This is a genomic window from Micromonospora sp. D93, from assembly GCF_018070365.1.
Classification (GTDB): Bacteria; Actinomycetota; Actinomycetes; order Mycobacteriales; family Micromonosporaceae; genus Micromonospora; species Micromonospora ureilytica.
Genome location: NZ_JAGPXW010000003.1, coordinates 119,007 through 133,530 on the forward strand (window position 1 = coordinate 119,007; position 14,524 = coordinate 133,530).

At 73.0% G+C, this 14,524-nt stretch carries 12 protein-coding genes; 11 read left to right on the plus strand and 1 reads right to left on the minus strand.

Features of this window, described 5'->3' with window-relative positions; all coding sequences use genetic code 11:
* The first annotated feature begins 253 nt into the window (after positions 1-253).
* From KBX71_RS05000 to KBX71_RS05015, 4 genes are all read left to right on the plus strand, one after another.
* Positions 254-1,438: a zinc-dependent alcohol dehydrogenase gene (locus tag KBX71_RS05000; protein ID WP_210816760.1), complete on the plus strand. Its 1,185-nt coding sequence runs from the start codon at positions 254-256 to the stop codon at positions 1,436-1,438.
* On the plus strand, positions 1,435-2,364 hold the full coding sequence (locus KBX71_RS05005; RefSeq protein WP_210816761.1) for an SDR family NAD(P)-dependent oxidoreductase: 930 nt from the start codon (positions 1,435-1,437) through the stop codon (positions 2,362-2,364). The genes KBX71_RS05000 and KBX71_RS05005 overlap by 4 nt, the downstream gene beginning before the upstream one ends.
* 112 nt (positions 2,365-2,476) lie before the next feature.
* Positions 2,477-3,481 carry a serine hydrolase gene (locus KBX71_RS05010; RefSeq protein ID WP_247682949.1) on the plus strand — a complete coding sequence of 335 codons (1,005 nt, stop codon included), beginning with the start codon at positions 2,477-2,479 and terminating at the stop codon, positions 3,479-3,481.
* A gap of 124 nt (positions 3,482-3,605) precedes the next feature.
* On the plus strand, positions 3,606-4,745 hold the full coding sequence (locus KBX71_RS05015) for an MBL fold metallo-hydrolase (RefSeq protein WP_210816763.1): 1,140 nt from the start codon (positions 3,606-3,608) through the stop codon (positions 4,743-4,745).
* Positions 4,746-4,766: 21 nt separating this feature from the next.
* On the opposite strand, the gene KBX71_RS05020 is transcribed toward KBX71_RS05015, so the two are convergent.
* A complete protein-coding gene (locus tag KBX71_RS05020) occupies positions 4,767-6,278 on the minus strand; it encodes a deoxyguanosinetriphosphate triphosphohydrolase family protein (protein ID WP_210816764.1) in 1,512 nt (503 codons plus the stop codon).
* A gap of 117 nt (positions 6,279-6,395) precedes the next feature.
* Here KBX71_RS05020 and KBX71_RS05025 point away from each other — a divergent pair, with 117 nt between their 5' ends.
* The 7 genes from KBX71_RS05025 (at position 6,396) to KBX71_RS05055 (ending at position 14,468) form a co-directional block, all read left to right on the plus strand.
* Positions 6,396-8,861, plus strand: a complete 2,466-nt coding sequence (locus KBX71_RS05025; RefSeq protein WP_210816765.1) for a Tex family protein — start codon at positions 6,396-6,398, stop codon at positions 8,859-8,861.
* A 271-nt stretch (positions 8,862-9,132) separates the two neighbouring features.
* Positions 9,133-10,023, plus strand: coding sequence for an aminoglycoside phosphotransferase family protein (locus tag KBX71_RS05030; RefSeq protein ID WP_247682950.1), 891 nt, complete (start codon positions 9,133-9,135; stop codon positions 10,021-10,023).
* A 24-nt stretch (positions 10,024-10,047) separates the two neighbouring features.
* A complete protein-coding gene (locus KBX71_RS05035) occupies positions 10,048-10,512 on the plus strand; it encodes a hypothetical protein (protein WP_210816766.1) in 465 nt (154 codons plus the stop codon).
* A gap of 260 nt (positions 10,513-10,772) precedes the next feature.
* Entirely contained in the window at positions 10,773-11,960 is a 1,188-nt protein-coding gene (locus KBX71_RS05040) for a DegT/DnrJ/EryC1/StrS aminotransferase family protein (RefSeq protein WP_210816767.1), read from the plus strand.
* Positions 11,957-12,607 carry a sugar transferase gene (locus KBX71_RS05045; RefSeq protein ID WP_210816768.1) on the plus strand — a complete coding sequence of 217 codons (651 nt, stop codon included), beginning with the start codon at positions 11,957-11,959 and terminating at the stop codon, positions 12,605-12,607. Before KBX71_RS05040 ends, KBX71_RS05045 begins: the two co-directional genes overlap by 4 nt.
* Positions 12,604-13,251 (plus strand): NeuD/PglB/VioB family sugar acetyltransferase, encoded by a 648-nt coding sequence (locus KBX71_RS05050; protein ID WP_210816769.1) that lies wholly within the window; start codon positions 12,604-12,606, stop codon positions 13,249-13,251. Before KBX71_RS05045 ends, KBX71_RS05050 begins: the two co-directional genes overlap by 4 nt.
* On the plus strand, positions 13,248-14,468 hold the full coding sequence (locus KBX71_RS05055) for a glycosyltransferase (protein WP_210816770.1): 1,221 nt from the start codon (positions 13,248-13,250) through the stop codon (positions 14,466-14,468). The genes KBX71_RS05050 and KBX71_RS05055 overlap by 4 nt, the downstream gene beginning before the upstream one ends.
* The last annotated feature ends 56 nt before the right edge of the window (positions 14,469-14,524 follow it).

Here is a 14,524-nt window from a genome sequence, read left to right on the forward strand (position 1 = left end):
TCTTTGGTTGCGGTGGGGGCTGGGGCGACCGTCCCCGGCTCCGGGCGGTCAGGCTTGATCCCTGCGCCGGGGACGGTCGCCCCAGCCCTGACCCTGGTCACGGCGCGTCCGCAGTCGCCCCCCAGCCCCCCACCGCAACCACCGACCAGCCCGAGGCAAGCCCGAGAGAGACAGGACCGGAGGCAGGCGGCCGGTTCAAGTGCCCGAGCCCGGGTAGCAGTCTTGCGAGACGGCAGGGAGAAGGGACAGGGACATGAAGGCGCTCACCTGGCAGGGCAAGCGAGACGTACGGGTCGAGGAGGTCCCGGACCCGCGGATCGAGGAGCCGACCGATGCGATCGTGAAAATCACCTCCACCGCGATCTGCGGTTCGGACCTGCACCTGTACGAGGTGCTCGGGCCGTACCTGAAGCCCGGTGATGTCCTGGGCCACGAGCCGATGGGCATCGTCGAGGAGGTCGGGTCGGAGGTGACCGGGCTCAAGCCGGGCGACCGGGTGGTGGTGCCGTTCAACATCGCCTGCGGCAGTTGCTGGATGTGTGCGCGCCAGCTCTACGCCCAGTGTGAGACCACCCAGGTCACCAGCGAGGGCAAGGGCGCGGCCCTGTTCGGGTACACCTCGCTCTACGGGTCGGTGCCGGGCGGGCAGGCCGAGTACCTGCGGGTCCCGCAGGCGCATTTCGGGCCGATCAAGGTTCCGCAGACGGGCGCGGACGAGCGCTACCTCTACCTGTCCGACATTCTGCCGACGGCATGGCAGGCGGTGAGGTACGCGGACACCCCGCCGGGCGGCACCCTGGCCGTCTTCGGCCTGGGCCCGGTCGGGCAGTTATGCGCGCGGATCGGCCGCCACCTCGGCGCGGGACGGGTGATCGGGCTGGACCTGGTGCCCGAGCGCCTGGAGTTGGCCCGCCGGCACGGCATCGAGGTGCTCGACGTCAGCGAGCTGTCCGACGTGCCGGGCGCGTTGATCGACCTCGTCGACGGGCGCGGCCCGGACGCGGTGATCGACGCGGTGGGGATGGAGGCGCACGGTTCGCCGGCGGGGAAGTTGGCCCACGCCGCGGTCGGGTTGCTGCCGGACAAGCTGGCCCAGACGATGACCGACCGGGCGGGTGTGGACCGGCTGTCCGTCCTGCACGCCGCGGTCAAGGGGGTCCGCCGCGGCGGCACCGTGTCGATCTCCGGGGTGTACGGCGGCGAGGCCGACCCGATGCCGCTGATGGAGATGTTCGACCGTGGTGTTCAGCTGCGGATGGGGCAGTGTCACGTGCGCCGGTGGACCGACGAGATCCTGCCGCTGCTCTCCGGTGACGACGACCCGCTGGGCGTGGAGGACCTGCGTACCCACCGGGTGCCGCTGGCCCGGGCGCCGCAGGCGTACGAGATGTTCCAGAAGAAGGAGGACGGCTGCGTCAAGGTCGTGCTAGAGCCATGAGCCGGGTGGTCGTGATCGTTGGTGCGAGCAGCGGGATCGGCCGGGCGACGGCCCGGGCGTTCGCCGAGCGCGGCGACCGCCTGGTCCTCGCCGCTCGCGCCACCACGACCCTGGCCGAGGTACGCGCGGAGTGCGCCGACGTCGACGTGCTGACCGTGTCGACCGACGTGACCGAACCGGACGCGCTGGACGCGCTCGCGCATGCGGCCATCGACCGGTTCGGCCGTGTCGACGTGTGGGTGCACACGGCGGCGGTGATGGCCTACGGGCGTTTCGACGAGCTGCCCGGGCGGGTCTTCGACCAGGTGGTGCGGACCGATCTGCTCGGCGCAGCCGGTTCGGTGCGGGTGGCGGTGCGGCACTTCCGGGCCGCCGGGGCCGGCACCGTGATCCTCACTGGTTCGGTGCTGGGGCACGTCACCGCGCCGTACATGAGCGCGTACGTGGCGAGCAAGTGGGGGTTGCAGGGTCTGGTCCGGACGGTGCAGCAGGAGTTGCGCGACAGCCCGGAGATCCGGCTGTGTCTGGTGAACCCAGGCAGCGTGGACACTCCCGTCTACCAGCAGGCGGCCAACTATCTGGGCCGGGTCGGGCGACCTCCGGCGCCGATTGCCAGCCCGCAGCGGGTGGCCCGGGCCATAGTGGACTGTGTGGACCGACCCCGTCGGGAGATCTCCGTGGGTCGGCTCAACGTGGTGCTGCGTGCCGGCTTCACAGTGCTGCCGGGGGTCTACGACGTACTCGTCGGACCGTTGATGCGGACGGCCGGCCTGAGTGGACGCTCAGTCGCCGCGCACGACGGCAGCGTCTTCGCTCCGAACCCGGCCGGCGAGGCGGTACGCGGCGGTCACCTGCCCGACGTGCGGCAACTCCTGTTCGGACCGGTCGGCGCGGTGAGCGCCGCCCTGCGCAGACGATTCGGCTGACCTGTTCGGAACTGTTCGGGACATGTTCGGGGGCATCGTGCGTCGATCAACTCGCCTAGGGTGGTGGGCCAGCAAGCGCTCTGGCGCACCACGATCGGGGAGACGATTGACAATGCGACTGAACCGCAGAACGGCACTCGGGTTGGGCACGGTGGCCACCGCCGGCACGGTGTTGGGCGCCGCCGTCCCGGCGAGCGCGGCCGAGGCCACCGAGGCGTCGCCGACCACCCCCGCTCGGGCCGCCCGCCGGGTCGCCTCCGTCTTCACCAAGCACAGCGCCGCGGCCGGCGGCAACTGGCAGGCGTACGTCAGCGTCGCCGACCCGGCCGGCACGCCGGTGGTTGCGGTAGAGGCTGACGCGGACCGGCGGATCGAGGCGTACAGCGTCAACAAGATCGCCGTCGCCACGGCGGTGCTCGACAAGGTCGACCGCGGGCTGCTGACCCTGGACCAGCAGGTCGAGGTGAGCGCGGCGATCGTCGTGCCGGGCGGTGACGGCATCTTCAGCCTGGACGGCGCGTACCCGAGCCTGGTGACCATCGGGCACGTGCTGGCCAACCTGCTGACCGTCTCGGACGACACGGCGGTGCGGTTGTGCGGGCTGGTCGCCCCGGCCGCCGAGATCAACTCCATCCTGGTCGCCAAGGGCTTCCCGAACACGCAGGTCCAGCCGGTGGCCAACCCGAACCGGTTCTTCCTCGGCACCAGCACGCCTCGGGAGACGCACGACCTGCTGCGCGCCCTGGTCGCTGGCACGCTGCTCTCCCCCGCCTCGACGACCTACCTGTTGGGCATCCTGCGCTCCCCGGTGGCGTTCACCGACGGCATCCGGCGCACGATGTCCTCCGACGAGCGGGCCCGGATCGCCACCAAGGCCGGCTGGTACGCCGACGCCCGGCACGAGGCCGGTGTGATCTTCGACCGCTCCGGCGCGGCGGTGCTCACCTACGCGCTCTTCGCCGACGGGCAGGCCAACCCGGAGGACTTCGGCGCGACCCACCCGGCGGTGCAGGCCCGGGCCGCCATGGGGCCCAAGTTCCTGGCCGCGGTGGACCGGATCGCGGGCGTGGGCAGGACGTTCCGGATCACCGCCCGACGCCCCAGCAACGGCGGCTAGATCGCCCTCTGAGCTCGTCCCGGGTCGGTCGCCGCTGCCGGCGACCGACCCGGCGTGGCGACCGCCGAGGCACGGGTCCGTCGGGGTGACTACCGTGTAGGGCGGACACGTCGGAGGGACGGCAATGGCACGAGCGCAGAGCACTGACGTCGAACGGTCGCTCGGGCGGCGGATGCGGGGCGCGGCTGGCCTGGCCGCGCTGGCCGGCCTGGCCTGGGTCGCCCGGGATGTGCCGGCGGCGCTGGGTGGCCGGCTCAGCGGGGCGCGGGCGGAACGGGCGGCCCGTTCGCCGCAGTTTCGCGAGGGCACCTTCCACAACCGGGCCGGCACCCGCACGATGATCGCCGAGCCGGGGCGCAACCTGGTCCGCGAGCTGATCTTCGGCAAGCAGAAGCGGCGTCCGACCGCGCCGGTTCCGCTGTTGCGCCCCAGCGCCGGAGCGTCGGAGGCCGCCGACGAGCTCAACATCGTCTGGTACGGCCACGCCTCGACGCTTATCGAGATCGAGGGCCGGCGGGTGCTGCTCGACCCGGTGTGGAGCGACAGGTGCTCCCCCTCGGGTCTGGTCGGCCCGCGCCGACTGCACGAGCCACCGGTCGGCATCGACGAGCTGCCCCCACTGGACGCCATCCTGATCTCGCACGACCACTACGACCACCTCGACATGGCCACCGTGCGGGCCTTGCTCGCCGGGCAGTCCGCGCCGTTCCTGGTGCCGCTCGGCGTGGGCGCGCACCTGGACCGCTGGGGGGTACCCGCCGAGCGGATCATCGAACTGGACTGGTCCGAGTCGCACCAGGTCGCCGGCTTGGAGATCACCGCCACCGCCGCGCAGCACTTCTCCGGTCGCGGGTTGCGCCGCGACGGCACGCTCTGGAGTTCGTGGGTGGTGGCCGGGGCCCGCCGCAAGGTCTTCTACACCGGCGACTCCGGTTACTTCGACGGGTACGCCGAGATCGGCGCCGAGCACGGGCCGTTCGACGTGACGCTGATGCAGATCGGGGCGTACGACCGGGCCTGGCCGACGATCCACATGTTCCCGGAGGAGGCGGTCAGCGCCCACCTCGACCTGCGCGGCGGGCTGTTCCTGCCGGTGCACTGGGCGACGTTCAACCTGGCCCTGCACGACTGGTCGGAGCCGGTCGACCGGTTGTGGGCCGAGGCGAAGGCCCGCGACGTGCGACTCGCCGTGCCCCGGCCGGGCGAGCGGGTGGTGGTCGACGAGCCGCCCGCCGTCGACGGTTGGTGGCAGGCCATCGCCTGAGCAGGCCGTCGCTGAGCCAGATCAGAGCACGAACGCGTCGGTCCAGAGCGCGCCGGACCGGCCGGACAGCGCGTCCAGCATGGCGACCGCCTGACCGTCGGTGAGCTGCGCGACGAAATCCACGATGGCTCGCCCCCGGGCGCGACCGATCCGGTCCGGGGTACGCGGGTGCAGCTCCGCCTCGGCCAACTCGACCAGGTCGTGCAGCCGGCGGGGCAGACGGGACTCCTCCTCCGGGTCGAGCAGCCACTCCCAGAGCGCCTCGACCAGGGTGCCCAGCAGTCGAGCCTGGCCGCGCTGGTGCAGGGCGAGATCCGGGCGGGCCAGCACGAACCGGTGGTGGACGAACTTGAGCACCTGCACCTCGTGCCACTGCGCGCAGCCGAGCAGCACGTGCCCGGAGCGCACCGACGGTTGGTCGGTGACCGTGATGGCCTCGACGAAGCGGGTGGACCAGCGGGCGGAGAACCGCGCCACGTACTGCTCGGCCTCGATCGAGCCGTCGAACGGCATCGCGAGCAGCCCGTCCACCAGTTCTTCGCGGACGTGCTCGACGGCTGCGGCGAACGCGTCGTCGTCGGCGATCCAGGCGTCCTTGCGGTGCAGCTGCCGGCGTAGCCGCTCGATCGCCGCCCCGGGTCGCCGGGCCGCCGTGGCCAGCGCCGCGTCGGTGATCGCCCGGAAGTGCCCGCTCTCGCGCTGCCAGGCCATCAACTCCGCGGAGACCGAACCCTGCTGGAGCACGCCGACCCGGTAGAAGTCCTCCACGTCGTGGATGGCGTACGCGATGTCGTCGGCGGTGTCCATCACGGACGCCTCCACGGTCTGCTGCCAGTCCGGGATGCGGCCGGCGAACGGCTCCCGGGCCTGCCGCAGGTCGTCCAGCTCGGTCCGGTACGCGCCGAACTTCGACGAGCCGCTCTCCGGGTCGTCCGGCGGCGGGGTGGCGCCGCGCGGCGGGGGATCCATGGTGCGGGGGTGCGGGTCGGGGTGGTCCAGGCGGGTCCACGGGTACTTCAACATGGCCGCGCGGACCGCCGCGGTCAGGTCCAACCCGGTGGTGGCCGCGCCGCGGATCTCGGTGCTGGTGACGATCCGGTACGACTGCGCGTTGCCCTCGAAACCGTCGGAGAGGCCCAGGCGCTGGCGGGCCAGCCGGTCCAGCACCCGCTCTCCCAGGTGCCCGAACGGTGGGTGGCCGAGGTCGTGGGCGAGCGCCGCCGCCTCCACCACGTCGGGATCACAGCCGCCGAGCTTGTCCAGCAGGTCACGCCACCGCTCGTCGGCGTTCAACCGCTCGGCGACCGCTCGGGCCACCTGGGCGACCTTGAGGCTGTGGGTGAGCCGGTTGTGCACCAGCAGCCCGGAGCCGACCGGGCTGATCACCTGGGTGACGCCGCCGAGGCGGGCGAAGAACGGCGAGCCGACGATCCGGTCCCGGTCGGCGCGGAACGGGTTGGCCGTGAGGTCACCGAGGGCCCGGGCGCTGCCGCCGAAGAGCCGCCGGGCGCGCGGCTCCGCAGCAGATTCCATGATCGCCACGCTAGCGCAGACCCGACGGGGCCGCCGCAGGTCACCCCGGCCGGGCGCGGTGGTTCGGTCCCCCGCCCCGGCCGGGCGCGGCGACAGCGCACCGACCCGCCCGGCAGAATGCAGGCGTACCCGCTCTTTGAAGGCGGATCGAGTCGAAGGCGGATCGAGATCGTGACCCAGTCTGTTCATCAGCGGATCGCCGACGAGCTCGGCGTGGCCGAGCGTCAGGTGCGGGCGGCCGTGGAGCTGCTCGACGGCGGTTCCACAGTGCCGTTCATCGCCCGCTACCGCAAGGAGGCCACCGGCCTGCTCGACGACACCCAGCTGCGCACCCTGGAGGAGCGGCTGCGCTACCTGCGCGAGCTGGACGAACGGCGGGCCGCGGTACTGGAGTCGATCCGCGGCCAGGGCAAGTTGGACGAGGCCCTGGAAGCGCAGATCATGGCCGCCGACTCGAAGTCCCGGCTGGAGGACATCTACCTCCCGTACAAGCCGAAGCGGCGGACCCGGGCGCAGATCGCCCGCGAGGCCGGGTTGGCGCCGCTGGCCGAGACGCTGCTGGCCGACCCGGGTCAGGACCCGCGCGCCACCGCCGCCGGGTTCGTCGACGAGGAGAAGGGCATCGCTGACGCCGCGGCCGCGCTGGAGGGCGCGCGGGCGATCCTCATCGAGACCTTCGCGGAGGACGCCGACCTGATCGGCACGCTGCGCGAGCAGATGTGGTCGCGCGGCCGGCTGGTTTCCCGGGTACGCGAGGGTCAGGAGGCGGCCGGCGCCAAGTTCGCCGACTACTTCGACTTCTCCGAGCCGTACCCGAAGTTGCCCTCGCACCGGATCCTGGCGATGTTCCGGGGCGAGAAGGAGGGCGTGCTCGACCTGACCATGGAGTCGGAGGAGGCGGGCGAGGCGGACGCCGTACCGACCGGCCCGACCCGGTACGAGGCGGCCATCGCCGGCCGGTTCGGGGTGTCCGACGCGGGCCGCCCGGCCGACCGCTGGCTGTCCGACACGGTCCGCTGGGCGTGGCGTACCCGGATCCTCATCCACCTGGGCGCGGACCTGCGGATGCGGCTGTGGCAGGCGGCCGAGGAGGAGGCGGTCCGGGTCTTCGCGACCAACCTGCGGGACCTGCTGCTCGCCGCGCCGGCCGGCACCCGGCCCACGATGGGCCTGGACCCGGGCCTGCGGACCGGGGTGAAGGTGGCAGTGGTGGACGCCACCGGCAAGGTGGTCGCCACCGACACCATCTACCCGCACGAGCCGCGCCGGCAGTGGGACGCCTCGGTGGAGACCCTGGCCCGGCTGGCCGGCGCGCACGGGGTGGAGCTGATCGCGATCGGCAACGGCACCGCCTCCCGCGAGACCGACAAGCTCGCCGGTGACCTGATCGCCCGGCACCCGCAGCTCAATGTGACCAAGGTGATGGTCTCCGAGGCCGGCGCGTCGGTCTACTCCGCGTCCGCGTACGCCTCGCAGGAGCTGCCCGGGATGGACGTGTCGCTGCGCGGCGCGGTCTCCATCGCCCGCCGCCTCCAGGACCCCCTCGCGGAGCTGGTCAAGATCGATCCGCGGTCGATCGGCGTCGGCCAGTACCAGCACGACCTGTCCGAGGTGAAGCTGTCCCGGTCGCTGGACGCGGTCGTGGAGGACTGCGTCAACGCGGTCGGGGTGGACGTCAACACCGCCTCCGCGCCGCTGCTGACCCGGGTCTCCGGGATCGGCGCCGGCCTGGCCGAGAACATCGTGCTGCACCGGGACGCCAACGGGCCGTTCCGTACGCGTACCGAGCTGAAGAAGGTGGCCCGGCTCGGGCCGAAGGCGTTCGAGCAGTGCGCCGGCTTCCTGCGCATCCCCGGCGGCGACGACCCACTGGACTCCTCCAGCGTGCACCCCGAGGCGTACCCGGTGGTGCGCCGCATCCTCTCCACCACCGGGCAGGACCTGCGCTCGGTGATCGGCAGGAGCGGCATCCTGCGGGGGCTGCGGGCCACCGACTTCGTCGACGACCGGTTCGGCCTCCCCACCGTCACCGACATCCTCGCCGAGCTGGAGAAGCCGGGCCGTGACCCTCGCCCGGAGTTCCGCACCGCCACCTTCGTCGAGGGGGTGGAGAAGATCGGCGACCTGACGCCGGGCATGGTGCTGGAGGGCGTGGTCACCAACGTGGCCGCGTTCGGCGCCTTCGTCGACGTCGGGGTGCACCAGGACGGCCTGGTGCACGTCTCGGCGATGTCCCGGACCTTCGTGAAGGACCCCCGCGAGGTGGTGAAGTCCGGCGACGTGGTCAAGGTCCGGGTGCTCGACGTGGACGTACCCCGCAAGCGGATCTCGCTGACCCTGCGCCTGGACGACGAGCCGGCCACCGGCGACGGTGGTGGTAGTAGTAGTAGCAGCCGGACCGGCCAGGAGGGCCGGGGTCCGGCGCAGCGCGCGCCGCAGGGCGGTCGCGGCGGGCAGGGCGGCGGCCAGGGCGGCGGGCAGGGCGGCGGGCAGGGCGGTCGTGGCGGGCAGCAGCGGCAGGGCGCACCGGCGCCGGCCAACGACGCGATGGCGGAAGCCCTGCGCCGCGCCGGACTGGCCTGACCCCGTTCGACACGTCAACCCCGCGCCGTCTCGTCGATCATGGAGTTGTGGTGGGTGACAAACCGCCCGCACAACGCCAAGCCAGGCACCACAACTCCATGATCGACGGAGCCGAGCTGCCCTTCTCCGTCGATCTTGCACTTACTGTCCCGACATAAGCCGGCATTCCGCCTATCTCGACGACCGAAAGTGCAAGATCGGCGCGGGCAAAGGGCGCGGCGGGGGGAAATGCGCTCGCTTGGCTGCGGGGTTCGGGGTGATGATCTCGCGAATGAGGATGCACGCCGATCAGGTGGACGTGAGCGTGGACGTGGTTTCCGCGCTGGTGGCCGAGCAGTTTCCGCGGTGGCGGGGCCGGCCGATCCGGCCGCTGCCCTCGACCGGCACGGTCAACGCCCTGTTCCGGCTCGGCCCGGACATCGTGCTGCGGTTCCCACTGCTCCCCTCGACCGACCCCGGGCTGCGCGCCGAGCTGCGGCGCGAGCAGGAGCACGCTGTGCTGCTCGGCGGGCACCTGCCGGTCGCGGTGCCCGAACCGCTCGGCCTCGGCGAGCCGGGCGACGGGTACCCCGGGCCGTGGACGGCGTACCGGTTCATTCCGGGGGAGACGGCCCAGCCCGACCGGGTCGGCGACCTCGACGTCTTCGCCCGGGACCTGGCCGACGTGGTGACGGCCCTGCGCGACATCGACACCGGCGGGCGGGTCTGGTCCGGGAACGGGCGCGGCGGGCGGCTGGCCGCCGAGGACGCCGGCGTACGGGCCGCGCTCGCGGTCAGCGGTGCGCTCACCGACACCACAGCGCTCACCGAGGTGTGGGAGCGGTGCCGGGACGCGCGCCGCAACGACCCCGTCGACCGGTGGATCCACGGCGACCTGATGCCGGGCAACCTGCTGGTCCGCGACGGCCGGCTGGCCGCTGTCATCGATCTGGGTACGGTCGGTGTGGGCGACCCCGCGGTGGACCTGATGCCGGCGTGGAACCTGTTCGACGCGGGTTCCCGGGAGACGTACCGGCGGGCGCTGGGCGTGGACGACGCGACCTGGCAGCGGGGACGCGGCTGGGCCCTGGAGCAGGCGATCAACGCGCTGCCGTACTACGTGGAGACCAACCCCGTGATGGCCGGCATCGCCCGGCACACGCTGCGGGCCGTGCTCGACTGAGTCGGCTCGCGTACCGTCGGCGTCGTGGGTGAGCGGGACGGCCGGGAGTGGCGGGATCAGCAGCGGCACGCGGTGCGGGCGCACGCCGACGCGGACGACCGGCGGCGGGCCGCCGAGCAGGCGCAGGCCGCGGAGCTGGTGGCCTGGTTCGTGGCCGAGGCGACCCGGCGAGGGCTGCCCACCACCCGCCTGACCGCGCGGGGATATGACGGACGCGGGCGTTACCGCACCCGGCTGACCGGCTGGTACGTCGACCGGGCCGAGTCCCGGGCGGTGGACGTGGACGGCCGGTTCCATCTGCTGACCGTGCCGGGCGGCCTGCGTGCCCTGCTGTTCGGCGTCGACCCACAGCCCAGCCCGGCGCCTCTTGTCGTCGGGGCGGGTGGTCGCGACGGCGAGTCGATACCGTTGCGCACCCTGCTCACCCGACTGCTGGACGGGTTCGGCGAGCCCGGTTCCACCACCGGCCCGGCAGCGCCGGGAGCCTGAGCGGCCCGGCCGCACGACAACTTCCCCGGACCCGGCCCTCCGGAGGCGATCACCCCGGGGTTCGGCACTCGTTCTCCCTGTGTACGCGTCGCGCGTGCAGGGCCGGCAGCACTGCAGCCGGGCGGGGGCGCTGACCGGTTCGGGCGACGGAGGCCATTCGTGTTGATCCGACACGTAATCGGCCAAACCTCTTCTGCGGCGTTATAAGCCCTGTTATAACCATTGTGGTCTTTTGTCACGTCCGATCGGAGGCGCCGTCCGTGGACCTGATCCACCACCGTCCGCCCGTAGCGCCGCGCAGTGGCGGCCCGGCCGTCACCGACCCGGTCTACCTCTCCCCACCGGACATCGGCGCGCTGGAGGAGTCCTATCTCCTGCGCGCCGTCCGCGCCGGCCGCTTCGACCCCGACGGGCCCGAGTTGGGCGCGTTCGAGCGGGAGGTCGCCGCCCGGGTCGGCGTCGGGTACGCGCTGGGGCTCTCCTCCGGCACCGCCGCACTGCACATGGCGCTGCTCGCCGTGGGAGCCGGACCGGACAGCGTGGTGGTGGTGCCCACGCTCACCTTCGCCGCCACGGCCAACGCGGTCACCTACACCGGCGCCGAACCGGTCTTCGTGGACTGCGACGCGACCACGGGCAACCTCGACGTCGGTCTGCTCTCCGCCCTGCTCGGCCAACTGACCGACGCCGGGCGACGGGTCGCCGCCGTGCTGGCCGTCGACATCAACGGCCGCTGCGTCGACTACGACCGACTGTTGCCGCTCTGCGCGGCCACCGGCGTCCCGGTGGTGGAGGACGCCGCGCAGGCGCTCGGCTCCACCTACCGTGGCCGGTGCGCCGGCAGCTTCGGCCGGGTCGGGATCTACTCGTTCAGCCACAACAAGATCATGACCACCTCAGCGGGCGGGATGCTGGTCTCCGACGACGCCGCGCTCGTCGCCCGGGCCCGCCACCTCGCCACCCAGGCCCGCGAGCCGGTGCCGCACTACGAGCACCGCGACGTCGGCTACAACTACCGGCTCAGCACGTTGCTGGCCGCCCTCGGCCGGGCGCAGCTCAGCAGACTGGACACGATGATCGCCCGACGGCGGGCGCTACGGGACCGGTACGCGCGACTTTTCGCCTCCGTGTCGGGCACCCGAATCCTCGGCGATGGCGACCCCGGCTCGAACTGTTGGCTGACCTCCCTCGTGGTCGAGCCGGAGCGGGCCGGCTGGCACGCCGGGGACCTCGCCGCACACCTGGCCGGCCTCGGGGTGGAGAGCCGGCCGATGTGGAAACCGATGCACCGCCAACCGGTGTACGCCGACCGGCAGGTCGTCCTCAGCGGCGCCGCCGATCAGCTCTTCGCCACCAGCCTGTCCCTGCCCAGCGGCTCCGCCCTCAGCGACGAGCAGGTCGAGCGCGTCACCGGCGGGATCACCGACTTCCTCGCGGAGCGCCGATGAGCCGGCCCTATGACGCCGCCAAGCGGGTGTTGGACGTGCTCGCGGCCACCGTCGGTCTGCTGCTGGCCACCCCGGTGATCGCCGCGGTGGCGTTCGCCGTCCTGATCACGATGGGTCGGCCGGTGCTGTTCCGACAGGCCCGGCCGGGGCGGCACGGGCAGCTGTTCGAGCTGGTCAAGTTCCGGTCGATGACAGTCGGCGGCGAGGGCGGCGCACCGGCCAACGACGGCGCCCGGCTCACCCGGTTCGGCCGGTGGCTGCGCACTACCAGCCTGGACGAGCTTCCCCAACTGTGGAACGTGCTGCGCGGCGAGATGAGCCTGGTCGGGCCGCGCCCGCTGCTGCCGGCGTACCTGACCCGGTACACCCCGGAGCAGTTCCGCCGCCACGACGTCCGCCCCGGCATCACCGGCCTCCAGCAGGTGTACGGGCGCAACTCGCTGAGCTGGGAGGAGCGCTTCGCCCTCGACGTGCGGTACGTGCGGCAGCGCTCGCTGGGGCTCGACCTGCGCATCCTGCTGCGCACGGTACGCACCGTGCTGCTGCGGGAGGGGATCACCGCTTCCGGTGCGGCCACCGCCCACGAGTACCTGGGCCCGTCCGAGCTGGCCGGTGCCGGCGCCGGGCCGGCGGAGGCCCGGCGGTGAGCCCGGACATCGTCATCGTCGGCTGCGGCGGGCACGGTCGGGAGGTGCTCGGCATCGTCCGTGCCGTCAACGCCGCAGCCGGCGACGGGCCGCCGTGGCGGGTACGGGGATTCGTCGACGATCGGCCCAGCGAGGTCAACCTGAAGCGGGTCCAGCGGCTGGAGGTGCCCTACCTGGGCAGCACCGGCCGCCTCGCCGAGCAGCCCGCCGGCACGTACCTGGCGTTGGGCATCGGGGACCCGGCGGCCCGCCGGGCGGTGGACGCGCGGCTGGCCGGGTACCGGCTGCCGGCCGCGGTGCTGGTGCACCCGGATGCCACCCTCGGCCCGGACGCCGTCTACGGCGAGGGCCTGATCGTGTTCCCCGGCGCCCGGGTCACCACGAACGTCACGCTGGGCCGGCACGTGCACCTCAACCAGAACAGCGCTGTGGCGCACGACTGTGAGCTGGGTGACCACGTCTCGGTCAACCCGCTGGGGGCGGTCTCGGGTGACTGCCGGTTGGGCGACGGCGTGCTGATCGGGGCCGGGGCGGTGGTGTTGCAGAAGCTGCGGGTGGGCGCCGGCGCCACCGTCGGCGCGGGGGCCTGCGTGGTCCGGGACGTGCCGGCCGGCACGGTGGTCAAGGGAGTCCCGGCCCGGTGAGCGCCCTCGGCGGCTCCGGTGGCCCCGGCGTGGGTCACCCGTTCGGGGTCCGCCGGCTGCGCGTCGCGGTGCTGGTCAAGACGAACGCCGGCGGCCTGTGGCTGCTGCCGCAGGTCGAGGAGTTGCGCCATCGCGGGCACGAGGTGACAGTGGTGCTGCCCCGGGGGGCCGGTCGACTCACCGACGAGCTGGAGCGGCGGGGCTTCGAGGTGCTGAGCTGCCCGTACGACTTCACGATCGGCTGGCAGGTGCCGATCGGGCTGCTGCGGCTGCGCGCGCTGCTGCGGCGGCTGCGACCCGACGTGGTGCAGTACCACCTGATCGCCTCGGCGTACGCGGTGCGACTGGCCACCCTGGGATTGCCGGTGCGCCGGGTGCACATGGTGGCCGGTCCGGCGTACCTGGAGTCCCGGCTGGTCCGCTCGGTGGAGCGGTTGATGTGGCAGCTGGACGACGTGGTGATCTGCGGCTGCCGGTACGCCTCGGCCCGGTACGGCGAGCTGGGTTGCCCGCCGCAGCGACGGCCGGTCGCGGTGTACGGGGTGGACACCGACGCGTTCAGCCCGGAGGCCACCGGCCCGGACCAGCGGGCGAAGCTCCGCGCCGAGCTGGGCATCGACCAGGCCGCGTTCCTGGCGGTGATGGTGTCCTACGTCTACCCGCCCAAGCGCCTCGTGCACTCCGGTCGCGGTGTGAAGGGGCACGACGTGCTGCTGACCGCGTGGAGGACGTTCCGCCGCCGGCACCCGGACGCGCACCTGCTGCTGGTCGGAGGTGGCTGGACGGCCGCCGGGGAGAGCTACCGGCGGCAGCTCGGCGAACGGTTCGGCGTGGCCGACAATCCCGGGGTGACCTGGGTGGAGTCGGTTCCGGACGTGCGCCCCTGCTACGCCGCCGCCGACGTGAGCGTCTCGCCGTCGCTGTGCGACAGTCCGGGCACGGCGGTCGAGGCCGGCTCGATGGGTGTGCCGAGCATCGTCAGCGCTGCCGGTGGACTACCCGAGGCGGTCACCGAACGGTCCGGGTGGGTGGTGCCCGCGGCGGACCCGACAGCCCTGGTGGACGCGCTCGACGCGGCGTACCGGGGCTGGGTCACCGGAACGCTGACCCTACGCGGCCGACTGGCCCGTCAACACGTGCTGGCGTCCTTCGACGACCTGCGGGCGGCGGCCGAGGTGGCGGACATCGTGGAGGACGTGGCGGCCCGCCGACGGTGAGCACGACGGCGGGCGGCCGGTGGCCGGTCTTGCCGGACCACCGACCGCCCGCCACG

Bases quoted from the DNA above. Each gene is read 5' to 3' on its own strand.
- KBX71_RS05000 (WP_210816760.1), top strand. From the start codon at position 254: ATGAAGGCGCTCACCTGGCAGGGCAAGCGAGACGTACGGGTCGAGGAG.
- KBX71_RS05005 (WP_210816761.1), top strand. From the start codon at position 1,435: ATGAGCCGGGTGGTCGTGATCGTTGGTGCGAGCAGCGGGATCGGCCGG.
- KBX71_RS05010 (WP_247682949.1), top strand. From the start codon at position 2,477: ATGCGACTGAACCGCAGAACGGCACTCGGGTTGGGCACGGTGGCCACC.
- KBX71_RS05015 (WP_210816763.1), top strand. From the start codon at position 3,606: ATGGCACGAGCGCAGAGCACTGACGTCGAACGGTCGCTCGGGCGGCGG.
- KBX71_RS05020 (WP_210816764.1), bottom strand. From the start codon at position 6,278: ATGGAATCTGCTGCGGAGCCGCGCGCCCGGCGGCTCTTCGGCGGCAGC.
- KBX71_RS05025 (WP_210816765.1), top strand. From the start codon at position 6,396: ATGCAGGCGTACCCGCTCTTTGAAGGCGGATCGAGTCGAAGGCGGATC.
- KBX71_RS05030 (WP_247682950.1), top strand. From the start codon at position 9,133: ATGAGGATGCACGCCGATCAGGTGGACGTGAGCGTGGACGTGGTTTCC.
- KBX71_RS05045 (WP_210816768.1), top strand. From the start codon at position 11,957: ATGAGCCGGCCCTATGACGCCGCCAAGCGGGTGTTGGACGTGCTCGCG.